The organism is Bradyrhizobium sp. BRP20 (assembly GCF_020194215.1).
In the GTDB taxonomy this organism is placed as follows: Bacteria; Pseudomonadota; Alphaproteobacteria; order Rhizobiales; family Xanthobacteraceae; genus Bradyrhizobium; species Bradyrhizobium yuanmingense.
The window spans coordinates 123,390-145,012 of the sequence record NZ_JADYVY010000002.1 but is presented as its reverse complement, the minus strand read 5'-3'; the positions used below and the strand labels follow the sequence as shown (position 1 = coordinate 145,012).

Genomic DNA, 21,623 nt, shown 5'->3' with positions numbered 1-21,623 from the left:
GCGAGACCAGATGGCTGAGACCGTGCTGACAAATCCGGGCCAATCGCCTGCGCGGCTTGAAGGCTGGCGCGGCATCGCCGCCGACTGGGCGTCCGATCAGCGCGCCTTCAAGAACGTGTCCTGGGGCAAGGCCATGATGTGGATCTTCCTCCTCAGCGACACCTTCATCTTCAGTTGCTTCCTGCTCTCCTACATGACGGCGCGCATGTCGACGACCGTGCCGTGGCCCAATCCCAGCGAAGTCTTCGCCCTCGATATCGGGGGCAACCACATGCCCCTGATCCTGATCGCCATCATGACCTTCGTGCTGATCAGCAGCAGCGGTACGATGGCGATGGCCGTCAATTTCGGCTACCGCCGCGATCGCGTGAGAACCGCAATCCTGATGCTGGTCACTGCAGCCTTCGGCGCGACCTTCGTCGGAATGCAGGCCTTCGAATGGACCAAGCTGATCATGGAGGGCGTCCGGCCCTGGGGCAATCCATGGGGCGCCCCGCAGTTTGGTGCGAGCTTCTTCATGATCACCGGCTTCCACGGCACCCATGTGACGTTCGGTGTGATCTTCCTGATCGCCATCGCGCGAAAGGTCTTTCGTGGCGACTTCGACGTCGAGAGGCGCGGCTTCTTCACGAGCCGAAGGGGGAATTACGAGATCGTCGAGATCACGGGCCTATACTGGCACTTCGTCGATCTCGTGTGGGTGTTCATCTTCGCATTCTTCTATCTTTGGTGAGGTCGGCGCATGACAAACGCGGCGGTACACATGGAAGAGCGGCTCCACGCTCCGGCGCACGGCGCAGTCGCAACGGAAGCCGTTCACGCCGAGGGGCAACAGCACCCGATCAAGCTCTACCTCGTGGTCTGGGGCTGGTTGTTCGTCCTCAGCACGTTCTCCTACCTCGTCGACTACTTTGGCCTGCATGGCTATCTGAGGTGGTCGCTGATCCTGCTGTTCATGATGTTGAAGGCCGGCCTGATCGTCGCCGTCTTCATGCACATGGCCTGGGAGCGGCTGGCCTTGACCTATGCCATCCTGCTGCCGCCGGTCGTGGTATTCGTATTTGTGGCGATCATGGCGCTCGAATCCGAATACACGCGCTTCCTGAGGGTGCTGTTTTTCGCAACCCCGTCATAGCGCCTGCCGTCGCTCAGGCTAGGCTTCACCCCTCGAATGCGTCGATTGACGCCGTGCTTCCACGTGACACCAGCGCCTCATCCGTCGCCGGCAACGGCTGGCCCTTGTCGCGAAAACGGTTGGTGATGGGATAACGGCGGTCGCGGCCGAAATTCTTCGGTGTCACCTTCACCCCAGGCGCGGCCTGGCGGCGCTTGTATTCGGCGACGTTGAGCAGATGATCGATCCGGATCACCGTCTCGCGGTCGAAGCCGGCGGCGATGATCTGGTCGAGCGGCTCCTCGCGCTCGACCAGGCGCTCCAGGATGGCATCGAGCACGTCGTAAGGCGGCAACGAGTCCTGATCGGTCTGGTTCTCGCGCAGCTCCGCGGTCGGCGGGCGCGTGATGATGTCGGGCGGGATCACCTCGCCGGCAGGGCCGAGCGCGCCCTCCGGCTTCCAGGAATTGCGCAAGCTTGCCAGGCGGAACACCTGCGTCTTGTAGATGTCCTTGATCGGGTTGAAGCCGCCGTTCATGTCGCCATAAAGCGTGGCGTAGCCGACCGACATCTCCGACTTGTTGCCGGTCGTCACCACCATCAGCCCGGTCTTGTTGGAGATCGCCATCAGCAGCGTGCCGCGGGTGCGGGCCTGGAGGTTCTCCTCGGTGATATCGGGCGGCAGGTTCTTGAAGATGCCGGACAGGATCGTCTCGAACCCGGTCACGGCTTCGGCGATCGGCAGCACCTCGTAGCGGATGCCGAGATGGCCGGCGAGCTCGCCGGCATCCGCGATCGAATGCGGCGCGGTGTAGCGGTAAGGCAGCATCACGCCATGCACCTGGTCGACGCCGAGCGCGTCGACAGCGATCGCCGCGCAGAGCGCCGAATCGATGCCGCCGGAGATGCCGAGCAGCACGCCTGGAAAGCCGTTCTTGGTGACGTAATCGCGTAAGCCCAGCACGCAGGCGGCGTAGTCGGCCTTGTCGCCCTCGGGCAGCTCGGCGATCGGCCCGCTGCAGCGCCAGTCGTCGCCGTTTCTGCTGAAGCGCAGCGTGACGATGCCCTCTTCGAAGGCCGGCAGCTGCGCCGCAAGCGAGAGATCGCCATTGAGCGCGAAGGATGCGCCGTCGAACACGAGCTCGTCCTGGCCGCCGACCTGGTTGAGATAGACCAGCGGCAGCCCGCTCTCCGTGACGCGCGCCACCGCGACCGACAGGCGCACGTCGTTCTTGTCGCGGGCGTAAGGCGAGCCGTTCGGCACCAGGATGATCTCGGCGCCGGTCTCGGCCAGCGTCTCGACCACGTTCTCGTAATCCTCGGACTCTTCCAGCCAGATGTCCTCGCAGATCGGCACACCGATGCGCACGCCGCGCACAGTGACGGGACCGGCGGCAGGGCCGCGCGAAAACAGCCGCTTCTCGTCGAACACGCCGTAATTCGGCAGGTTGCACTTGAAACGCAGGCTCGCGATGCGCCCGCCGTCGAGCAGCGCACAGGCATTGTAGAGCATGCCCTCCTCGACCCAGGGCGTGCCGACCAGCATCGCAGGCCCGCCATCGGCGGTCTCGCGCGCGAGGCTTTCGATCGCGGCGCGGCAGGCGGCCTGGAAGGCGGGCTTCTGCACCAGGTCTTCCGGCGGATAGCCGGCGATGAACAGTTCTGGAAACAACACGAGATCGGCGCCGCCGGACTTGGCCTGCGCCCGCGCCGCGCGCGCCTTGGCCGCATTGCCCTCCACGTCGCCCATGGTCGGATTGAGCTGGGCGAGCGTGACCGCGAATGTCTCGAGACGTTCGGTCATCGCGCGCTCGCTTTCACCTCTCCCGAAGGGAGAGGTCGAATTGCGTCGGAGATGCAATTCGGGTGAGGGGTTACGGTATCTCGTGGGAGCTGAGCTCCCTCACCCGATTTGAGCTCGACGATGCTCCGCATCGCGAGACACAAATCGACCTCTCCCCGTTGGGGAGAGGTGAAGGGACCTCGGACACCCACGCGCAATGGATTGTCTCCGCGCTCTAGAGGAACCCCAATCGCTCGATGATGGCAATGATCCAGAACGCGCCGGTCATCAAGAGCGCAACGCCAACCGCGGCCGAGCCCATGTCCTTGACTCGGCCGATCTGCTTGTCGTGATCCAAGGTCAGCCGGTCGGCGAGCTTCTCGATCGCGGTATTGAGCAACTCGACCGTCAGCACGAAAGCGACAGAGCACACCAATTCGACCGCGCGCATCGCGGTGGCGCCGATGAACCAGGCGAGCGGCACCGACAGCAGCAGCGCAAAGATCTCCTCGCGGACCGCCTGCTCCGACCGGAACGCAAAGGCCAGCCCGTTGCGAGAATTGATCGTGGCCTTCCAGATCCGCAGCAAGGTCTTACAGCCCCGCTGCGGCCGGAATCGGCTGAGCCTTGCCGGCGCGCTCCTGCTTGAGCAGCTCCGCGACCAGGAACGCCATATCGATGGATTGCTCGGCGTTGAGGCGGGGATCGCAGACAGTGTGGTAGCGATCGTTGAGATCCTCATCCGTGATCGCGCGGGCGCCGCCGAGACATTCGGTGACGTCCTGGCCGGTCATCTCCAGATGCACGCCGCCGGCATGGGTGCCCTCGGCGGCGTGGACCGCGAAGAACGACTTGACCTCGGACAGGATGCGGTCGAACGGGCGAGTCTTGTAGCCGGACGTCGAGGTGATGGTGTTGCCGTGCATGGGATCGCAGGACCAGACCACCACCCGGCCCTCGCGCTTCACGGCGCGGACCATGTTCGGCAGATGCTCGCCGATCTTGTCGGAGCCGAAGCGGCCGATCAGCGTCAGCCGGCCCGGCTCGTTGTCGGGATTGAGCACGTCGATCAGCTTCAGCAGCTCGTCCACCTTGAGCGAGGGGCCGCACTTCAGCCCGATCGGATTCTTGATGCCGCGGAAATATTCGACATGGCCGTGATCGAGCTGGCGGGTGCGGTCGCCGATCCAGATCATGTGGCCCGAGGTCGCGTACCAGTCGCCGGTGGTGGAATCGACGCGGGTCATGGCCTGCTCGTAGCCGAGCAGCAGCGCCTCATGGCTGGTGTAGAAATCGGTGGCACGCAGCTCCGGATGGCTCTCGAGGTCGAGGCCGCAGGCGCGCATGAAGTTGAGCGCGTCCGAGATGCGGTCGGCCAGCTCCTTGTAGCGGCGTGACTGCGGGCTATCCTTGAGGAAACCCAGCATCCATTGATGCACGCTGCCGAGATTGGCGAAGCCGCCGGTGGCGAACGCGCGGAGCAGGTTCAGCGTCGCGGCGGACTGGCGATAGGCCATCAGCTGGCGCTGCGGATCGGGAATGCGCGCTTCGCTGGTGAAGGCGATGTCGTTGACGATGTCGCCGCGATAGCTCGGCAGCTCGACGCCATTCACCTTCTCGGTCGCCGACGAGCGCGGTTTGGCGAATTGGCCGGCGATGCGGCCGACCTTCACCACCGGCACCGCGCCGGCATAGGTCAGCACCACCGCCATCTGCAGCAGCACGCGGAAGAAGTCGCGGATGTTGTTGGCGCCGTGCTCGGCGAAGCTCTCGGCGCAGTCGCCGCCCTGCAGCAGGAAGGCCTCGCCGGCCGCAACGCGGCCCAAGGCCTTCTTCAGATTGCGCGCCTCGCCTGCGAACACCAGCGGCGGAAAGGTCGCAAGCTGCGCCTCGACGTCGGCCAGAGCCTTGGTGTCGGGATATTCGGGCACCTGTAGCACCGGCTTGCTGCGCCAGGACTCGGGCGTCCACCGCTCGGACATCGCAATCTCTCCGTGAAGCAAAAACCGCAACCTGATCTAGGGGTTGCGAGGGCCGCCTTATACACAGGCCGGCCACGCCCCGCCAGTTGTAAATCCATTTCGCAGCGCAAACCCTTGCGGCCAAAGCCGAATTCGCATTTGCTTGGGCAGGCTTGAGGAATCCGACAGGACACCGACCGCCATGGGCGCGGCACTGGATGACGTTTTCATCGACGAGATCAGCTTCCCGGCAGCCGACGGCTATGCCCTGACCGGCACCCTGTTCCTGCCGCGCGGCGCCAAGCGCCATGCCGTCCTGATCAATTCGGCGACCGCCGTGCCGCGAAAGATCTATCGGGGCTTTGCCTCCTACCTCGCCCATCGCGGCTGCGCGGTGCTGACCTACGATTATCGCGGCATCGGCGATTCCCGCCTGCCGGCGATGGTCGGCTACAACCAGCCAAAATCGCTGGTCGGCTTCAAGGCCTCGATGTCGGAATGGGCTGCGCTCGACGTCACCGCCGCGGTCAGTTGGATGCGCGAGCGCTATCATGCCCTGCCGCTCGCCTATATCGGCCATTCCTTCGGCGGCCAGGCGCTCGGGCTGATCGCGAACAACAGCGAGATCTCGCGCGCAGCCTTGGTGGCCTCGCAGGCCGCGACATGGCGGTTGATGACCTCGCCGGAAAAATACCGGGTCTACGCCTTCATGAATTTTGTCGGCGTTCCGCTGGTCCATGCACTCGGTTACGCACCGGGCTGGGCCGGCGTCGGCGAGGATTTGCCCAAGGGCGTCTTCCTGCAATGGACCGAATGGGTCTCGAGCCCGCGCTATCTGTTCGATTCAAAGCTGCCGGCACTCGAGAACTTCGCCAGGTTCAAGGGCGAGCTGCGCTCGCTATGTTTCTCCGACGATCCCTGGGCGACGCGGCCCGCGGTCGAGCTGCTCGCGAGCGGATTCACTGCGATCAAGCCGGAGGTGCTGATGGTCAAACCGTCCGACGTCGGCGCCAAGGGAATAGGCCATTTCGGCTTCTTCCGCCCCGAGCACCGCGACACGCTGTGGCGCGGCGTCGCGGAATGGATTCAGGGGGAATGAGGCTGCGTCAGCGGATGATCGTCGTCAGCGACGAGTAGCGCCGGTTCGGCTTGGCGTCGCTAGGTGCGAACTGCGCGAAGGCGTCGCTGACGCGCACCGCCGGCGGCGTGTCGCTCGCGAACCGAAACTCCTTCGGCCGCGGTGCGTAGAAGCTTGCGCGGTAATAAGCGTCGTCGAAGCGCGCCTCGCCGACGCCGAACAATGCGTCACAGACCAGCAGGAGCGCGTAGACTCCCGCGACCGCTGCGACGATCTCCCTGAGAATTGTCATGCCGATGCCCTGCCCTTTGCGGGCAGGATGCAGATCGGTTCCAAAGGCCTGGTTTAAGGCGCCCGGCTTCTTGTCGGCAGCGTTTGCCGGCACTGAACCGATTGCAGACAATTTTATCGATCTCGAAAGAGAGCCCGCCCAACCGGACGATCAGGCGGGCTCCAGGATTGGCCGCTCGGGAGGTATTGGGCGGCCAGCTTATCAGCCGTGCTCGGCCGCCTTGCGATGGCCGCTCTCGCTGAGGCGGTCGACCCAGGCGATGCCGACCGCCGAGACGATGAAGGTCATATGAATCAGCACCTGCCACATTACCCCGCTCTCGGTGAAATTGCTGCGGGTCGTGCCGAGATTGCCGGCCTCGATGAAGGTCCTGAGCAGCGAGATCGAGGAGATGCCGATGATCGCCATTGCGAGCTTGATCTTGAGCACGCTGGCATTGACGTGACCGAGCCATTCCGGCTCGTCCGGATGGCCGCTGAGGTTCAGCCGGGAAACGAAGGTCTCGTATCCACCCACGATTACCATGATCAGAAGGTTCGAGATCATGACGACGTCAATCAGCCCGAGCACGACCAGCATGATCTGCTGCTCGCTGGCGTCGAACGAATGCAAGACGAGGTGCCAGAGCTCCTTCAGGAACAACAGCACATAGACGGACTGGGCGACAATGAGGCCAACATAGAGCGGCAGCTGCAGCCAGCGCGAGCCGAAGATCAGCTTCGGAAGCAGGCCGACCGGTGGCAACGGCGCGGCCCGCGCCGAAGGTGCTTTGGGTTCAGACGTCATTGATCACTCCGGACTGCGGTAGATTGTCGCCTCAGAGACTCGCAATCACCGGTGCAAGTTCCAGCGTGCCGCGATAGATCATCTCAAACGAGACGTAAAGGATGATGGCGAGGCCGACATAGGCCACCCAGCGCTGCTTCTGGAGCAAACGGCCAAGCAGATCCGCGGCAACGCCCATCATCCCAACCGACAAGAGCAGGCCGAAGGCCAGGATGTAGGGATGCTCCCGCGCGGCGCCCGCGACCGCGAGCACGTTGTCGAGCGACATCGACACGTCGGCGGCGACGATCTGCACCGCCGCTTGGCCGAAAGTCTTCTGCGTTACCGGCTGCTGTACCGGCGCAGCACCTGCGCCGTTACTATCGAATGCGAGTTCTTTCGAATGCGCGGCCTGCTCGCGCAGCTCGCGCCACATCTTCCAGCAGACCCAGAGCAGCAACACGCCGCCGGCGAGCAGAAGGCCGATCACTTGCAGAAGCTGGGTCGCAACGCCGGCGAAGGCGATACGCAGTGCGGTGGCAGCGGCGATACCGACGATGATGGCGCGGCGGCGCTGCTCGGCCGGCAGGCCGGCAGCCGCAAGGCCGATGACGACGGCATTGTCGCCGGCGAGCACGAGATCGATCAGGATGACTTGAAACAGCGCGGACAGCGCTTCGGCGGTGATGAGTTCAGTCATGATTGATCATTCCTAGAGGCAGACGGATCGAGCCAATGCGGCTTGCGCCGCTCGATCCAGTCGAAGACTTTTGAACGGGAGGAGCGCAGCGCAGGCACGTCCTCGGCGAGCAGAGCAAGGCCGAGCGGCAGCATCCAGACGCCGAGCACCGGGAGGATGGAGAGCACACCGCCGACGACCAGCAGCGTGCCCGAGGGGATCCTGACCCAGCGGCTGGACGGCTTGAGCAGATAGGTCAGGGTGTCGCTCATGCGCGGCGGCAGGCGGTCGACGAGCTTGGCCAGGCGCGGGTCTCCACCAGCGATCTGCTCGGTGTTCCCCTCGGTTTGCCTGGCGCGCTCGTTCGAAATCGTGCTCATGCTTACCCCTTCGAGGCGGCCTGCAGCTTGGGGCCCGGCGCACTCGCCCCGACCGGCTTCGCGCGCGGCAGCACCAGCGTCAGCAAGCGCAACAATTTAATCGCCTGGACTTCGTGGGGATGTACGTCCTCGTCTGCGGCAGCAACGCGCTCCGACAGCTCCACCAGATGCGACGACAGCGGCAGGTTCGAAACCGGTCGCAGGGTATCGATCACGACGTTGGCAAAATCCGGCTCTTCGAGCCGTTCGGCGAGTTCGTCGAACATCGCACGGAGCCGTTCGTCGCCGATGTGCGGCGCCAGCTTGCGGTCTCTGATGAAACGGATCACCTCGTCGCGTTCGACGGGTGAGACGCGCCGGTCAGCAACCGCTACCAGGGCGCCCACGATCACCACGGCCGCCGCGGCCTGCTCATTCAGGCTGGACGGTTCCGTGATCTCGATCGAATTTGAGGACTTGGTTCCGGACATCGTAGCTCCCTTAACTTGCGAAATAGCCGCACGGAGCTGCGATGGGGACGAATGGTCGGAGAAAACGAAACAGGGGGCCCGACAATCGGCCGATCCATCGCATTCGCGCGGGACTGGTCATCCGACATCGCGAGGTTTGCCGACGAACGTCGACGTCCTCGCCAGAGGGGCCCGGATTCTTGTTCGCTTCAGAATTATAGGTACACCTGTCGGAATCAAGGCGGACCGGCTGCGACCAGCCGCCGCATCCGTTCGGCGTTGCGGGATCGGTCATGCAACCCTTTCGCAGCTGGAACCATGCGTCCGTGACAGGTGTTGATGCACCTCGCGAGGCATCAAACCGCCTGGCAGGAACCCGCATGTGCCGCTGGATCGCATACCGGGGCGAAACCACCTCGTTCGAGCCTTATGTCACCGAACCCGAGCATTCGCTGATTGCGCAGAGCATCCGCTCGCTTCAGTCCACGGCGGGCTCGAACGGAGACGGCTTTGGTCTCGGCTGGTATGGCGAGCACCCCGAGCCGGGCCTTTATCGCGAGACGCGCCCGGCGTGGTCGGACGAAAACCTGCGCTACCTCTGCCGGCATCTGCACTCGCATCTGTTCTTCGCTCATGTGCGTGCCGCAACCGGCACGGCCGTGACGCGGCAGAATTGTCACCCCTTTGCCTGCGGGCACTGGATGTTCATGCACAACGGGTTCGTCGGGAGCTGGAATCGGCTGCGGCGCAAAGTCGAGGCGCTGATTCCCGATGCCTACTATCCGTCGCGGCTGGGCACGACGGATTCGGAAGCCGTGTTCCTGGCCATGATGGGGGCCGGTCTCGAGCACGATCCGCTCGGCGCGACACAGTCCGTGCTGCAATCCCTCATCGGATTCGTCAATGAAGGCCGGCTTCGCGAACCGCTGCGCTTTACCAGCGCGATTGCCAACGGCCGCGACCTCTACGCATTTCGGGTCTCGGTGAACGATGCCGCGAACACGCTCTACTTCCGCGAGGACGGCGGGCAAGTCATCGTCGTCTCCGAGCCGTTCGATAAGGAATCGGACTGGGCGGAAGTCCCGCCGAACCACGCCCTGATCGCGCGAGCGTCTGAAGCCGTCAAAATTGTTCCGTTCGACCTTGCAATTTCCAGTACATCGGGTGCGGAACCGGCCACAATCAGACGGATTATCGCCCGCAGGTAGTGACCGCGCCGGTGGCCAATGACATTTGCTTCAGACGTTTCAAAGCTGCTGCGTCTTGCCCCCTCCGAGGACAAGCAGCATGTCGTCATCCGTTCTGCCGGCGGCGGCGGTAATCCGGCGGAATATTCCTTCGGCATCGAGGAGGAATACTTCCTCGCTGACCGCCGCAGCTTCGAGGTCGCGATCCGCACGCCCAACGAGCTGTTCGAATCGGCAAACTGGTCGACCGGCGGCCAGGCCATGCGCGAGATGCTGCAATCGCAGCTCGAGGTCGCAACCAACGTTCATGTCGACGTGAACGACGCGCGCGAGGAGCTGCGCTTCCTGCGACGCGAGGTCGCGAACGTCGCTGCGCAATACGGCTTCGTGATCATGGCCTGCGGCACGCACCCGAGCGCAGTCTGGCGCATGTCGCAGCCCAGCCCGAAATCGCGCTACGAGGAGATGATCGAGGATCTGCGCAGCATCGGCCACCGCAACATGATGTGCGGCATGCATGTGCACGTGCAGCTGCCGGATCCCGAGAAGCGCATGGCGGTGATGCGGGCCATGCTGCCGCATCTGCCGCTGTTCATCGCGCTGTCGACGTCCTCGCCGTTCTGGAATTCGCACAAGACCGGATTGAAGGGCTACCGCCTCGCGGCTTATTCCGAGCTGCCGCGCACCGGCCTGCCCGAATTGTTCGAAGGCAAGCAGGATTTCGACGCTTATGTCGGCGCGTTGCAGCGCTCCGGCGTGATCCCGGACGAAAGCCACATCTGGTGGGCAATGCGCCCCTCCATGAAGCATCCGACGCTGGAGCTTCGCGCGCCCGACACCTGCACCTTCGTCGACGACGCGGTTGCCATCGCCTCGCTCTACCGCTGCCTGACGCGGCATCTCTATCTGCGCCCTCAGCTGTCCCGGGAGGTCACTGCGGTCGAGCGCGCGATCGCGGTCGAGAACAAATGGCGCGCCCAGCGCTACGGCACCGACTGCATCTTCGCCTCCACGGACGGGCCGGTGACGATCTCGGAGCTGCTCACCGGGGTGATCGACGACATTGCGGAGGACGCAGCCGCACTGAACTGCTCCGCCGAGATCGAACACTGCCGCACCATCGTCGCGCGCGGCAGCTCGGCGGAATTCCAGCTTCGCGCCTATCGCGAAAGCGGCGACGACATCGCAGCCGTGTCACAATGGATCGCTACCTCTACGCTGTCGGGAACGAGCGCGCCTGTGCATCGCAGCGCTCCTGCGCCGTCATAGCGCCCCGCGCAAGCTTGTGCGACGAAAATGCCATTCCTGAGTTACGGAGATCGTTGGAGAAGCGCATGAATCGCACCACACCCTGCACCGGCTGCGGCCATGCGCTTGTCCCGATGCTGACGGCCCACGGCCACACGGAGCCGAGCTGCCTCTGGTGCGAAGGCTTCGACGCGCGCGCCATGGACATGGCGAAATGGGCAGGCAGCCCGTCCGGCAAGCCCGAGCCGGCGCTCCCGCGATCATTCGACTGAACCGTGCCGGGCGCCCGTCGCGGGGGCCGGCTGCATGCGCTTTTGCAGGGCATGCCGACAAATTAGACAAGACAAGCCGCTGCGCCCACTGACGGCTTGCCAGGACAGGTCGGGCGAGTTCGGCGCCACCCATTGCCTAACCTCAGGTGCAATCTCGATTATTTGCGCGTCGCGTGCAGCCGGCAGACCAGCGCGCCGCATTGCGCTCCGGCTGGCCTGAAATTCGCAAGACAGTATCAGGCCAAGTCCCTGCCCGGCCACGATGAGGAGCGGTCAGTCACGGCGCTCGGCTTCCGGGATAAATGGCCTCAGATCGGAGAATGCCATGAACGTGCATGCTGCCGGAAACATCAAATTCACCGGTCTCACCCATCCGAACGGCGCCCGGCTGCGCCTCAACGATCAGGACTTCGTGGCGATCGATCGCGACAAGAATGCGAATTTCGAGGCGACCTACCGGCCGCAGGCGCTCTACAACCGCGCCAACGAAGGCTTCCACGCCAACAACGAAACCTTCCTGCTGCACGAGGTGGCCACCAATCTGCCGATCTACCGGCCCGACACCGGCCCTACCGACTTCCATTTGCATCTGCCGCCGGGCGGCTTTCAGCTCGTGCTGGTCACCTCGGGCGCGTTCACCTTCGATTATGACGGCCGCTGGTACAATGTCGGCCCGGGCGCGGTGATGCTGCAAAGCGCGATCGTGCATCGCCAGCTGTTCTACACCTGGTCCGGCCTGTCGACCGAAGAGAATTTGAAGACGCCGCAGACGGTGGTGCCCGATCCGATCTCGATGGGCTATTCCGGCAAGTTTCTCGAAGCCTTCATCACCGATCCCACCACCTTTCCGAACCCGACCATTGTCGGCCCGGATCAGATCAATGAGGACGAAACGCCGCGCGTGGCCTGGAGCCATCCGCTGCATGACCGCCCGGCCGATGCCGGCTTCTGGCTTCAGGATCCCCTGGCGCTCGACGCACTGTTCAAGCCGCTCACCGATGGTTCTGTCAGATCGGCGATGCCGGTTTACGTACGCGACATCGGCATCGAGATTCCGAGCGGGCATCTCGTCACCGGCTACATCATCGCGACCGACCCGCGTGGCCACGCGCTCTTGCCGAAGAGCACGTCTGCCGCGGCGGACGCGACCCGCTTTGCCAAGGGCGAGGTCGTGATCTATCGCGTCATTCGCGGCACGGCCGAGTTCAAGAAGAAGTCCGGCGAGAGCTTTGAACTCTCTGCCGGCGACGTGGTGACGGCGGGCAAGGATTCCATCAGCCTGATCGGCGTCGGCGAAAACACGCAGGTCCTCCGCCTCGGCCTGCTCAAGGGCATGAACGAGCTGCGCAGCTGGACGGCGACACAGCGCGACGAGATCGACGGCCTCGCCGGTCAGATCATCACGCAAAAGGACGTGCGTCCCCTGCGCACCGAGGGCAAACCGGTAGGATATCTGTACGGCTAGGCGGCTCGCAGCTAGGGTCTTCTTCCCTTCTCCCCTTGTGGGAGAAGGTGGCGCGAAGCGCCGGATGAGGGGTTCTCTCAGCTCGTAACACTGTTCGTGAGGAGAGAGACCCCTCACCCGTCTCGCCGCTCCGCGGCGATCCACCCTCTCCCGCAAGGGGAGAGGGTAAGCGCGCACCAACTTATTCGGTTGAGTGTGCTCGTGCCCCCGCCCTACTCCGCCGCCTGGCGCACGTGCCGTGCGCTCGGGGTGCGCATGGTGACGAGCTCTTCGGCCGCGGTCGGATGCAGCGCGATGGTCGCGTCGAAATCGGCCTTGGTCGCCTTCATCTTCACCGCGATCGCGACGGCTTGCGTGATCTCGGCGGCGGCATCGCCGACGATGTGACAGCCGAGCACGCGGTCGGTCGCGCCGTCGACCACGAGCTTCATCAGCACGCGGGTGTCGCGGCCGGACATCGTCGCCTTGATGGGCCGGAACGTCGTCTTGTAGATGTCGACGTGGCTGAATTGCGCGCGCGCCTCGGTTTCCGTCAGGCCGACCGTGCCGACCTCCGGCTGCGAGAACACCGCCGTCGGGATGTTGGCATGGTCGACCTGCACCTCGCGCTTGCCGAACACCGTGTCGGCGAAGGCATGGCCCTCGCGGATCGCGACCGGCGTCAGGTTGAAGCGATGGGTGACGTCGCCGATGGCATAGATGCTGTCGACCGAGCTCTTGGAGAAATGGTCGACCGCGATGCCGCCGTTCGCGGGATTGATGGCGACACCGGCATTCTCCAGGCCGAGATTGGCGACGTTCGGATGGCGGCCGATCGCGAACATCACCTGGTCGGAGGCGAGGCTCGAGCCGTTCGACAAATGCGTGGTGAAGTCCTCGCCGTGGCGGTCGACCTTGGTCACGGTGCAGCCGGTGAGGATGGTGATGCCATGCTTCTCCATCTCGGCGCGGACATGGGTCCGGACATCCTCGTCGAAGCCGCGAAGAATGTTGTCGCCGCGATAGATTACCGTCACATCGGAGCCGAAGCCGGCGAAGATGCCGGCGAATTCCAGCGCGATATAGCCGCCGCCCTGGATCACGATCCGCTTCGGCAGCCTCGCAAGATGAAACGCCTCGTTGGAGGAGATCACGTGCTCGATGCCGGGGATCGCCGCGCCATGGTTGGGCGCGCCGCCGGTGGCGATCAGGATGTACTTCGCCGTGACCTTCTTGTCGTTCTCGAGCAGGCGGACGGTGTGCTTGTCCTCGATCACCGCGCGGCTCTTGACGATCTGCGCGCCTGATTTCTCGACGTTGGCCGTGTAGGCCGCCTCCAGCCGCGCGATCTCCTTGTCCTTGTTGGCGATCAGCGTCGGCCAGTCGAAGCTGGCGGGCGGAACGGTCCAGCCGAAGCCGGCGGCGTCCTCGAGCTCGTGACGGACATGCGAGCCGATCACGAACAGCTTCTTCGGCACACAGCCGCGGATCACGCAGGTGCCGCCCATGCGGTACTCTTCCGCGATCATGACGCGGGCGCCGTAGCCGGCCGCGATGCGGGCGGCACGGACGCCGCCCGAGCCGCCACCAATGACGAAGAGGTCGACGTCGAAATCAGCCATTATCCACTCCGACCCCTTATCAGGAACGACCTTTCAGATAGGTGCGCTCAGATCTCCTTGCCACGCTTGCGCATCTCGGCACGGAAGGCGCCCATCACGGTTTCCGAGAAGTTTTGGGCCCAGCTGTTCATGAACGCCATGCTCTGCCCGATCGCGCGCGGCTCGGCATCGATCAGCTTCTTGCCCAGCGGCGACTTGTAGAAGGTGACGAGGTCCTTCAGCTCCTGCTCGGTGAACTCGCTGGCATAAATCTGCGCCATGCCTTCGCCGATCTCGCTCTGGCGGCCGTTGAGCTGCTGGGCCACGATCGGCGCGACCTCGTTGAGGTCCTTCTGGTAATTCAGGTTCTGCTGGATCAGCGCGCCCTTGGTCTTCTCGACCATGCCCGGCACGGCGCCCGCATACATCCCGGCGGCGTTCTTGATCTGCAGAATTTCCTTCGCTGCCGCAATCGCCGCGGGCGACGCCTTCGGCAGGGCCGGCGCCGCGGGAGCCTTCTGGCCCGCCTGCTGCGCGGCGACCGGGGCGGCCGAAAGGGCCAATCCCGCAGCGAGAGCCGCAGCCGGCAAGATTTTCAACACGTTCTTCATTCCTGGTCTCCTTTCGGCTTGCGCCGTTCAATCACGCGGATTCCGCCGCCGCCCGCCAGAACGGCCGAGCTGGCCAAGCCGATGAACAGCCCGTGCTCGACCACACCGGGAATGGCGCTCAACGCCTTGGCGAGACCGGGGGGATCCGTAATACGTCCAAGCTGGGCATCGACGATCCAGTGGCCGCCATCGGTGACGAAAACGTGGCCGTCCTTGTCCCCGCCTTTGGCCTTGCGGACCGCCATTTGCCCGGAAACGCCGCATTCGGCAAATGCCTTTTCGATCGCGCGGCGCGTCGCACCGAGCCCGAACGGGATGACCTCGATCGGCAGCGGAAACTTGCCGAGCGTCGGCACCCATTTGCTGTCGTCGGCAATCACGATCATGCGGTCCGAGGCGGCCGCCACGATCTTCTCGCGCAACAGCGCGCCGCCGCCGCCCTTGATCAGATTGAGCTCGGGATCGATCTCGTCGGCGCCGTCGATCGTGAGGTCGAGATGGTCGATCTCGTCCAGCGTCGTCAGCTTGACGCCGCAGCGTTCCGCATCGGCCCGCGTCGCCTCGGAGGTCGGCACGCCGATCACCTTGAGCCCGGCGGCAACGCGTTCGCCGAGCAGCTCGACGAAGTGCTTGGCGGTCGAGCCGGTGCCGAGCCCGAGCTGCATGCCGTCGCGCACCTCCTCCAGCGCACGCGCCGCAGCCTGCCGCTTCAACTGGTCCATGGTCACGTGTGCGCCTGCCTTGTGAAGTCTCGAACATGCGGCCGATTCCGGCCGGTTTCGGGCGCCTATGTAGCCTCGTTTTTCCCAGGAGAACAGGGCCTGGAACAGGGTCTGGGAACAGGCCTATAAGGTGATCTTATGGGCCCGCCCCTTGCGCGGATAGGACCAGGCCGGTAGCGCTTGGAAATCATGACCTTCTTCAAGACGACTTCCCCTCACACCATCGTCTTCGATCTCGACGGCACGCTGGTGGATACGGCACCCGACCTGATCACGGCCCTCAATTACGTGCTCGACCGCGAAGGCCTGCCGCCGGTGCCGATGGCCTCGGCCCGCAACATGATCGGCGCCGGTGCCCGCAAGCTGATCGAGCGGGGGCTGGAAGCGGAGGGCCGCACCGTCACGCCCGCGGACATGGACCGGATGACTGCGGATTTCATCGCGTACTATGCCGACCATATCGCGGTGGAATCCCGCCCCTTCGAGGGTCTCGAGGCCGCGCTGGACCAGTTTGCCGCCCAGGGCCATCGCCTCGCGGTCTGCACCAACAAGCTGGAATGGCTGTCGAAGCGCCTGCTGGACCAGCTCGACCTCAGCCGCCGCTTCGCGGCGATCTGCGGCGCGGACACCTTTGGCGTCCAGAAGCCCGATCCGACCATTCTTCGCGAGACCGTGGCCCGGGCCGGCGGCGAGGTGAAGGCCAGCATCATGGTCGGCGACGCCGGAACCGATGTCGGCGTCGCCCGGCGGGCCGGCGTGCCGGTGATCGGGGTCAGCTTCGGCTACACCGACGTGCCGATCGCCGAGCTGAAGCCGGACCGCCTGATCCACCACATGCGCGATCTGCCGGCGGCCGCGATCAGCCTGATGACGGCAAGCAACACAGCAACGCTTTGATAGGATTGCCATTTTCGCCGCCTCACATCCCGAATGGATGCATAGAGGGCTGACTTCACCGGCGCCGCGGGCGTTGCCGGTCGTACGCGGAACCCAGCTGCGAGCCGCACCGAACGAGCCGAAATCCCGCGCCGAGGGGGTCACATGCGTCAGTGCTGCACTCACGTATACCACCCGATTGTCCTTGCCGCGTCCGATGCTTAGATTGCGTCGACCGCACCGCTGCAGCAAAGGTGCGCCCGTCGCCATAAGTGAAGGCCTCTCGCATGACCGGATCCGCCGCATTGTCGACCCCGATGACCGATCCGTTCGGGCGGACCATCACCTACTTGCGCGTCTCCGTCACCGACCGCTGCGACCTGCGCTGCTTCTACTGTATGTCCGAAGACATGACGTTCCTGCCCAAGGCGGACCTGCTGACGCTGGAGGAGCTCGATCGGCTCTGTACGGCCTTCATCGCCAAGGGCGTGAAGAAGCTGCGCCTCACCGGCGGCGAGCCCTTGGTCCGCCGCAATGTGATGTCGCTGGTGCGCTCGTTGTCGCGGCATCTGTCGAGCGGCGCGTTGAGCGAGCTGACGCTGACCACCAACGGCACCCAGCTTGCGAAGCACGCGCGGGAGCTCGCCGATTGCGGCGTCCGCCGCATCAACGTCTCGCTCGACACCCTCGATCCCAAGAAGTTTCGCGAGATCACCCGCTGGGGCGAGATCGACAAGGTGCTGGAGGGCATCGAGGCCGCGCGCGCCGCAGGGCTCGCCGTGAAGATCAACGCCGTGGCGCTGAAGAACCTCAACGAGGACGAGCTGCCTTCGCTGATGCGCTGGGCCCACGGCAAGGGCATGGGCCTGACGCTGATCGAGGTGATGCCGATGGGCGAGATCGGATCGGGCCGCATTGACCAATATCTGCCGCTGTCGCTGGTGCGCGCCCGCCTCGCCCAGCAGTTCACGCTGACGGATCTGGCCGAGAGCACCGGCGGTCCGGCCCGCTATGTCGGCGTCGCCGAGACCGGCGGCAAGCTCGGCTTCATCACGCCGATGACCCATAATTTCTGCGAATCCTGTAATCGGGTACGCATCACCTGCACCGGAACGCTGCACACCTGCCTCGGCCATGAGGATGCCTCCGATTTGCGCAAACCTCTGCGTGCATCGAGCGACGATCTATTGCTTGCGGATGCGATCGACCGCGCCATCGGGCTGAAGCCCAAGGGCCACGATTTCATCATCGACCGCCGCCACGACCGGCCCAGCGTCTCCAGGCACATGAGCGTCACCGGCGGCTAACTCCGTATAGTTGCGGCCCTATTCCCCTTAACTATCAACAAACTTCCGATTGACTGGCGGCACGCCCGCTGGTTTGGTGCGGCGGCCTCATGCCTGCGCGGCGAGATAAGCCACGCGCCATCTCGGCGCAGTCAAGACGGCCGGGGCACAATCGGGGGAGGACCTATCGTTGCAAGCGCTCCTTAAGCTGAGCAGCAGGATCGACGCGTTCACGCGCTGGACCGGCAAACGTATTGCGTGGCTGATCGTGCTCGCCGTTGTCATTTCGGCGGTCAACGCGATCATCCGCAAGACGTTCGACACCTCGTCCAATTCGTGGCTCGAGCTGCAATGGGTGCTGTTCAGCATCGTCTTCCTGCTCTGTTCGCCCTGGACGCTGCTCGACAATGAGCACATCCGCATCGACATCGTAAGCAACACGATGCCCAAGAAGGCGCGCAACGTCATCGACATCGTCGGTCACGTGTTCTTCCTCATTCCGATCTGCATCGTCATGATCGTCACGGGCGTGCCGTTCTTCCTGCGCTCCTTCCAGATCAACGAGCAATCCGGCAATGCCGGCGGCCTGCCGCAATGGCCCGCCAAAGCCCTGATCATGGTGGGGTTCGCCTTCCTTCTGGTCCAAGGCATCTCCGAGCTGATCAAGCGGATCGCGGTGATGCGCGGCTTGATACCGGACCCGCACGAATCGCAGGTGTCGGCGCTCGAAGCGGAAGTCGAGCATCTCGTTGAAGCGATCGAGAAGAAGTAGCCGTTGGCGACGGTGTAGGGGGAATCCATGACCGCATTCATCATCGCCAATATGGCGCCCATCATGTTCGTATCGCTGGTCGTCATGCTGCTGCTCGGCTATCCGGCGGCATTCTCGCTCGGCGCCGTCGGCCTGTTCTTCGCCATCATCGGCGTCGAGCTCGGCCAGTTTCACCCCGACTTCCTCCAGGCCTTGCCGGAGCGCGTCTATGGCGTGATGAACAACGACACGCTGCTCGCGATCCCCTTCTTCACCTTCATGGGATTGGTGCTGGAGCGGTCGGGCATGGCCGAGGACCTGCTCGACACGATCGGCCAGCTGTTCGGCACGATCCGCGGCGGCCTCGCCTATGCCGTGATCTTCGTCGGCGCGCTGCTCGCTGCGACCACCGGCGTGGTCGCGGCGTCCGTGATCTCGATGGGCCTGATCTCGCTGCCGATCATGCTGCGCTATGGCTATGATCGCCGCGTGGCCGCCGGCGTCATCGCCGCCTCCGGCACGCTCGCGCAAATCATTCCGCCCTCCCTCGTCCTGATCGTGATGGCCGACCAGCTCGGCAAGTCCGTCGGCGACATGTACGAAGGCGCCTTCATCCCGGGCCTCGTGCTTGCCGCCCTCTACGCCGGATACGCTTTCCTCGTCAGCATGATCTGGCCGAAGGCGACGCCCGGCCTGCCGAAGGACGCCATCGGCTTCCGCGAAGAGAACGGCGATCGCGGCCTTGTATCGCTCGGTGTGCTGTTCCTCGCGAGCTGCGCATTCGGATGGCTCATGATGCGCAATTCCAGCACTCGTGGCGCCGATTACGTGGTGCTCAGCATGTTCTACGGCATCATCTTCGCATTCGCCGTCGCCGTGCTGAACTGGGTGGTGGATAAGCTGACCGGATTCCGTTTCCTCTCGAAGATGGCGCAGCAGACCACCTTCGTGATGGTGCCGCCGCTGTTCCTGATCTTCCTGGTGCTGGGCACGATCTTCATCGGCATCGCCACGCCGACCGAAGGCGGTGCGATGGGTGCCGCCGGCGCCCTCATTCTCGGTGCCGTGAAGCGGCGGCTGAGCTGGGACCTGATACGGCAGGCCACGGAATCGACCGCCAAGCTGTCGGCCTTCGTCGTGTTCATCCTGGTCGGCGCCCGCATCTTTTCGCTCACCTTTTACGGGGTCAACGGTCACGTCTGGGTCGAGCACCTGCTCACATCGCTGCCGGGCGGCCAGATCGGCTTCCTGATCTTCGTCAACGCGCTCGTATTCGTACTGGCCTTCTTCCTCGACTTCTTCGAGCTGGCCTTCATCGTGATCCCGCTACTGGGACCGGCCGCCGAGAAGCTCGGCATCGACCTGATCTGGTTCGGCGTCATTCTCGGCGTCAATATGCAGACCTCGTTCATGCACCCGCCGTTCGGATTCGCGCTGTTCTATCTCCGGTCCGTCGCGCCGAAGGAGCGATACACCGATCGGGTCACTGGCAAGCGGATGGACCCCGTCACCACCGGCCAGATCTATTGGGGTGCGGTGCCCTTCGTCGTCATCCAGATCATCATGGTCGGCCTCGTGATCGCGTTCCCGTCGATGGTGATGCACTACAAGGGCGTGCAGACCAACATCGATCCCAGCACGATCAAGATCGAGGTGCCGCAGATCGAGCTGCCTCCGCTGGATCTCGGCCCTCCGCAGAAGTAGTGGGAACGAGGCTCGCCGTCATGCTCCGCTGAAGCGGCGCATGACGCGCCTCGGCGCGTGACAAGCACCGAAATCGGAGGCATACCGGCCGTCCCCCCACTCGCATGGATGGCCGCTCATGCCCCGATCGCACCCCGCTTCCACGTTCTTTGGAACGTTGATCGCCTCACTCTGGCTGGCATCTGCCACAACGCTGGTGCACGCCGAGCCGATCGCCAACGTCCATGCGCTGGCGCAGAAGGAACAGCAGCCGCTGCTCGACACGCTGCGCGATCTCGTCAACATCGAATCCGGCAGCAAGGACATCGAAGGCCTGAACCAGATCGCCGAGCGCATTGCCGGTCAGCTCAAGCAACTCGGCGGCACGGTGGAGATCCTGCAGCCGACTGACATCTATCGCCTCGACGACACCCCCGAAAAGATCGGGCCGGCCGTGCACGCCGTGTTCAAGGGCACGGGGTCCAAGAAGATCATGCTGATTGCTCACATGGACACGGTGTACCTGAAGGGCATGCTGAAGGACCAGCCGTTCCGCACCGACGGCGACAAGGCGTACGGGCTCGGCATTGCCGACGACAAGCAGGGCATCGCGCTCATTCTCCATACCGTGGCATTGCTGCAGAAGCTGAACTTCAGGGATTACGGCACGCTCACGGTGCTCACGAACGGCGACGAGGAGATCTCCTCGCCCGGCTGGCGCAGCACCATCACCAAGCTCGCATCGGATCAGGACGTGGTGTTCTCGTTCGAAGGCGGCGGCACCGACGGCACGCTGCGCCTCGCCACCAGCGGCATCGGCTCGGCCTATCTCACCGTGCATGGCAAGTCGTCACATGCCGGCGCACGGCCCGAAGGCGGCGTGAATGCGCTGTACGAGCTCTCGCACCAGGTGCTGCAGATGAAGGACTTGTCCAAGCCCGAGCAGGGCCTGAAGCTGAATTGGACGGTGTCCAAGTCCGGAACCAACCGCAATGTGATCCCTGCCGAGGCGACGGCCCAGGCCGACGCGCGCGCCCTCAAGGTGTCCGACTTCGACGAGTTGCAGAAGGCGCTGCAGGACAAGATCAAGAATCGCCTGCTGCCCGATTCCAGAGTCGAGCTGAAGTTCGAGGTGCGGCGCCCGCCGCTCGAACCCAGTGAGGCCTCGCGCCGGGTGGCGGCCTATGGCAAGACGATCTATGGGGAGATCGGACTATCCCTCAAGGTCGACGAGAAGGCCATCGGCGGCGGCACCGACGCGGCTTTCGCCGCGCTGCAATCCAAAGGAGCCGTGGTGGAAGGCATGGGCCTGTCGGCCTTCGGCGCGCACTCCAACGATGCCGAATATGTGCAGGTGGGCAGCATCGTGCCGCGGCTGTATCTGACGACACGCATGATCATGGACCTGTCCACCGGCAAGCTGAAATAGCGGCTCGGTCGC

23 protein-coding genes are annotated in these 21,623 nt (G+C 64.2%); 12 read left to right on the top strand and 11 right to left on the bottom strand.

All coding sequences use genetic code 11. The features are described from left to right. The first annotated feature begins 10 nt into the window (after window positions 1-10). On the top strand, window positions 11-733 hold the full coding sequence (locus I6F33_RS05250; protein WP_036001504.1) for a heme-copper oxidase subunit III family protein: 723 nt from the start codon (window positions 11-13) through the stop codon (window positions 731-733). Between the two features lie 9 nt (window positions 734-742). Next, a complete protein-coding gene (locus I6F33_RS05245) occupies window positions 743-1,135 on the top strand; it encodes a cytochrome C oxidase subunit IV family protein (protein WP_036001507.1) in 393 nt (130 codons plus the stop codon). A gap of 25 nt (window positions 1,136-1,160) precedes the next feature. On the opposite strand, the gene I6F33_RS05240 is transcribed toward I6F33_RS05245, so the two are convergent. From I6F33_RS05240 to I6F33_RS05230, 3 genes are all read right to left on the bottom strand, one after another. Beyond that, window positions 1,161-2,918 carry an NAD+ synthase gene (locus I6F33_RS05240; RefSeq protein WP_225141421.1) on the bottom strand — a complete coding sequence of 586 codons (1,758 nt, stop codon included), beginning with the start codon at window positions 2,916-2,918 and terminating at the stop codon, window positions 1,161-1,163. Window positions 2,919-3,132: 214 nt separating this feature from the next. Continuing rightward, complete coding sequence (locus tag I6F33_RS05235; RefSeq protein ID WP_036001513.1) at window positions 3,133-3,486, bottom strand: diacylglycerol kinase; 354 nt, start codon at window positions 3,484-3,486, stop codon at window positions 3,133-3,135. A 4-nt stretch (window positions 3,487-3,490) separates the two neighbouring features. Beyond that, window positions 3,491-4,879, bottom strand: a complete 1,389-nt coding sequence (locus tag I6F33_RS05230; protein WP_225141419.1) for a class II 3-deoxy-7-phosphoheptulonate synthase — start codon at window positions 4,877-4,879, stop codon at window positions 3,491-3,493. Window positions 4,880-5,060: 181 nt separating this feature from the next. Between I6F33_RS05230 and I6F33_RS05225 the strand changes: the two genes are divergently transcribed. Next, window positions 5,061-5,957, top strand: coding sequence for an alpha/beta fold hydrolase (locus tag I6F33_RS05225; RefSeq protein ID WP_225112793.1), 897 nt, complete (start codon window positions 5,061-5,063; stop codon window positions 5,955-5,957). 7 nt (window positions 5,958-5,964) lie between these two features. On the opposite strand, the gene I6F33_RS05220 is transcribed toward I6F33_RS05225, so the two are convergent. The 5 genes from I6F33_RS05220 to I6F33_RS05200 all read right to left on the bottom strand — a co-directional run bounded on the left by I6F33_RS05220 (window position 5,965) and on the right by I6F33_RS05200 (window position 8,522). After that, a complete protein-coding gene (locus tag I6F33_RS05220) occupies window positions 5,965-6,228 on the bottom strand; it encodes a hypothetical protein (protein ID WP_036001521.1) in 264 nt (87 codons plus the stop codon). 201 nt (window positions 6,229-6,429) lie between these two features. After that, the gene (locus I6F33_RS05215; RefSeq protein ID WP_036022249.1) at window positions 6,430-7,014 is read right to left on the bottom strand and encodes a TIGR00645 family protein; all 585 of its coding nucleotides are present in this window, start codon (window positions 7,012-7,014) and stop codon (window positions 6,430-6,432) included. 31 nt (window positions 7,015-7,045) lie between these two features. Next, entirely contained in the window at window positions 7,046-7,693 is a 648-nt protein-coding gene (locus I6F33_RS05210) for a TerC family protein (protein WP_036022248.1), read from the bottom strand. Then, window positions 7,690-8,052, bottom strand: a complete 363-nt coding sequence (locus I6F33_RS05205) for a hypothetical protein (RefSeq protein ID WP_036022245.1) — start codon at window positions 8,050-8,052, stop codon at window positions 7,690-7,692. The genes I6F33_RS05210 and I6F33_RS05205 overlap by 4 nt, the downstream gene beginning before the upstream one ends. A 2-nt stretch (window positions 8,053-8,054) precedes the next feature. Continuing rightward, window positions 8,055-8,522 carry a TerB family tellurite resistance protein gene (locus I6F33_RS05200; protein WP_109144143.1) on the bottom strand — a complete coding sequence of 156 codons (468 nt, stop codon included), beginning with the start codon at window positions 8,520-8,522 and terminating at the stop codon, window positions 8,055-8,057. A 359-nt stretch (window positions 8,523-8,881) separates the two neighbouring features. On the opposite strand from I6F33_RS05200, the gene I6F33_RS05195 reads away from it, so the two are divergent. From I6F33_RS05195 to I6F33_RS05180, 4 genes are all read left to right on the top strand, one after another. Then, entirely contained in the window at window positions 8,882-9,709 is an 828-nt protein-coding gene (locus I6F33_RS05195) for a class II glutamine amidotransferase (RefSeq protein WP_225142027.1), read from the top strand. Between the two features lie 18 nt (window positions 9,710-9,727). Then, window positions 9,728-10,957 (top strand): carboxylate-amine ligase, encoded by a 1,230-nt coding sequence (locus tag I6F33_RS05190; protein ID WP_225141417.1) that lies wholly within the window; start codon window positions 9,728-9,730, stop codon window positions 10,955-10,957. A 65-nt stretch (window positions 10,958-11,022) separates the two neighbouring features. Further along, window positions 11,023-11,208, top strand: a complete 186-nt coding sequence (locus I6F33_RS05185) for a hypothetical protein (protein WP_225141415.1) — start codon at window positions 11,023-11,025, stop codon at window positions 11,206-11,208. Between the two features lie 325 nt (window positions 11,209-11,533). Continuing rightward, window positions 11,534-12,673, top strand: coding sequence for a glucuronate isomerase (locus I6F33_RS05180; RefSeq protein ID WP_225141413.1), 1,140 nt, complete (start codon window positions 11,534-11,536; stop codon window positions 12,671-12,673). A 212-nt stretch (window positions 12,674-12,885) separates the two neighbouring features. Here I6F33_RS05180 and gor read toward each other — a convergent pair whose 3' ends face one another. Genes gor through rpiA form a run of 3 tightly spaced genes read right to left on the bottom strand, consistent with a single transcriptional unit; the run spans window position 12,886 to window position 15,592 of the window. Next, a complete protein-coding gene (gor, locus tag I6F33_RS05175; RefSeq protein WP_225141411.1) occupies window positions 12,886-14,274 on the bottom strand; it encodes a glutathione-disulfide reductase in 1,389 nt (462 codons plus the stop codon). A 47-nt stretch (window positions 14,275-14,321) separates the two neighbouring features. After that, window positions 14,322-14,864: a DUF2059 domain-containing protein gene (locus tag I6F33_RS05170; RefSeq protein WP_036022233.1), complete on the bottom strand. Its 543-nt coding sequence runs from the start codon at window positions 14,862-14,864 to the stop codon at window positions 14,322-14,324. After that, entirely contained in the window at window positions 14,861-15,592 is a 732-nt protein-coding gene (rpiA, locus tag I6F33_RS05165; RefSeq protein ID WP_036001558.1) for a ribose-5-phosphate isomerase RpiA, read from the bottom strand. The genes I6F33_RS05170 and rpiA overlap by 4 nt, the downstream gene beginning before the upstream one ends. A 183-nt stretch (window positions 15,593-15,775) precedes the next feature. Here rpiA and I6F33_RS05160 point away from each other — a divergent pair, with 183 nt between their 5' ends. From I6F33_RS05160 to I6F33_RS05140, 5 genes are all read left to right on the top strand, one after another. Next, window positions 15,776-16,483 carry an HAD family hydrolase gene (locus I6F33_RS05160; RefSeq protein WP_074447936.1) on the top strand — a complete coding sequence of 236 codons (708 nt, stop codon included), beginning with the start codon at window positions 15,776-15,778 and terminating at the stop codon, window positions 16,481-16,483. Window positions 16,484-16,749: 266 nt separating this feature from the next. Beyond that, complete coding sequence (moaA, locus tag I6F33_RS05155) at window positions 16,750-17,769, top strand: GTP 3',8-cyclase MoaA (protein WP_036001562.1); 1,020 nt, start codon at window positions 16,750-16,752, stop codon at window positions 17,767-17,769. A 169-nt stretch (window positions 17,770-17,938) separates the two neighbouring features. Next, window positions 17,939-18,520 (top strand): TRAP transporter small permease subunit, encoded by a 582-nt coding sequence (locus tag I6F33_RS05150; RefSeq protein WP_036001566.1) that lies wholly within the window; start codon window positions 17,939-17,941, stop codon window positions 18,518-18,520. Between the two features lie 27 nt (window positions 18,521-18,547). Continuing rightward, a complete protein-coding gene (locus tag I6F33_RS05145; protein ID WP_036001569.1) occupies window positions 18,548-20,203 on the top strand; it encodes a TRAP transporter large permease subunit in 1,656 nt (551 codons plus the stop codon). A gap of 118 nt (window positions 20,204-20,321) precedes the next feature. Beyond that, entirely contained in the window at window positions 20,322-21,611 is a 1,290-nt protein-coding gene (locus I6F33_RS05140) for a M20/M25/M40 family metallo-hydrolase (protein WP_225141409.1), read from the top strand. Window positions 21,612-21,623 lie beyond the last annotated feature (12 nt).

Coding starts and splice junctions, on each gene's coding strand:
- I6F33_RS05250 (WP_036001504.1), top strand. CDS start 11: ATGGCTGAGACCGTGCTGACAAATCCGGGCCAATCGCCTGCGCGGCTT.
- I6F33_RS05245 (WP_036001507.1), top strand. CDS start 743: ATGACAAACGCGGCGGTACACATGGAAGAGCGGCTCCACGCTCCGGCG.
- I6F33_RS05240 (WP_225141421.1), bottom strand. CDS start 2,918: ATGACCGAACGTCTCGAGACATTCGCGGTCACGCTCGCCCAGCTCAAT.
- I6F33_RS05230 (WP_225141419.1), bottom strand. CDS start 4,879: ATGTCCGAGCGGTGGACGCCCGAGTCCTGGCGCAGCAAGCCGGTGCTA.
- I6F33_RS05225 (WP_225112793.1), top strand. CDS start 5,061: ATGGGCGCGGCACTGGATGACGTTTTCATCGACGAGATCAGCTTCCCG.
- I6F33_RS05220 (WP_036001521.1), bottom strand. CDS start 6,228: ATGACAATTCTCAGGGAGATCGTCGCAGCGGTCGCGGGAGTCTACGCG.
- I6F33_RS05215 (WP_036022249.1), bottom strand. CDS start 7,014: ATGACGTCTGAACCCAAAGCACCTTCGGCGCGGGCCGCGCCGTTGCCA.
- I6F33_RS05210 (WP_036022248.1), bottom strand. CDS start 7,693: ATGACTGAACTCATCACCGCCGAAGCGCTGTCCGCGCTGTTTCAAGTC.
- I6F33_RS05205 (WP_036022245.1), bottom strand. CDS start 8,052: ATGAGCACGATTTCGAACGAGCGCGCCAGGCAAACCGAGGGGAACACC.
- I6F33_RS05200 (WP_109144143.1), bottom strand. CDS start 8,522: ATGTCCGGAACCAAGTCCTCAAATTCGATCGAGATCACGGAACCGTCC.
- I6F33_RS05195 (WP_225142027.1), top strand. CDS start 8,882: ATGTGCCGCTGGATCGCATACCGGGGCGAAACCACCTCGTTCGAGCCT.
- I6F33_RS05190 (WP_225141417.1), top strand. CDS start 9,728: ATGACATTTGCTTCAGACGTTTCAAAGCTGCTGCGTCTTGCCCCCTCC.
- I6F33_RS05185 (WP_225141415.1), top strand. CDS start 11,023: ATGAATCGCACCACACCCTGCACCGGCTGCGGCCATGCGCTTGTCCCG.
- I6F33_RS05180 (WP_225141413.1), top strand. CDS start 11,534: ATGAACGTGCATGCTGCCGGAAACATCAAATTCACCGGTCTCACCCAT.
- gor (WP_225141411.1), bottom strand. CDS start 14,274: ATGGCTGATTTCGACGTCGACCTCTTCGTCATTGGTGGCGGCTCGGGC.
- I6F33_RS05170 (WP_036022233.1), bottom strand. CDS start 14,864: ATGAAGAACGTGTTGAAAATCTTGCCGGCTGCGGCTCTCGCTGCGGGA.
- I6F33_RS05160 (WP_074447936.1), top strand. CDS start 15,776: ATGACCTTCTTCAAGACGACTTCCCCTCACACCATCGTCTTCGATCTC.
- moaA (WP_036001562.1), top strand. CDS start 16,750: ATGACCGGATCCGCCGCATTGTCGACCCCGATGACCGATCCGTTCGGG.
- I6F33_RS05145 (WP_036001569.1), top strand. CDS start 18,548: ATGACCGCATTCATCATCGCCAATATGGCGCCCATCATGTTCGTATCG.
- I6F33_RS05140 (WP_225141409.1), top strand. CDS start 20,322: ATGCCCCGATCGCACCCCGCTTCCACGTTCTTTGGAACGTTGATCGCC.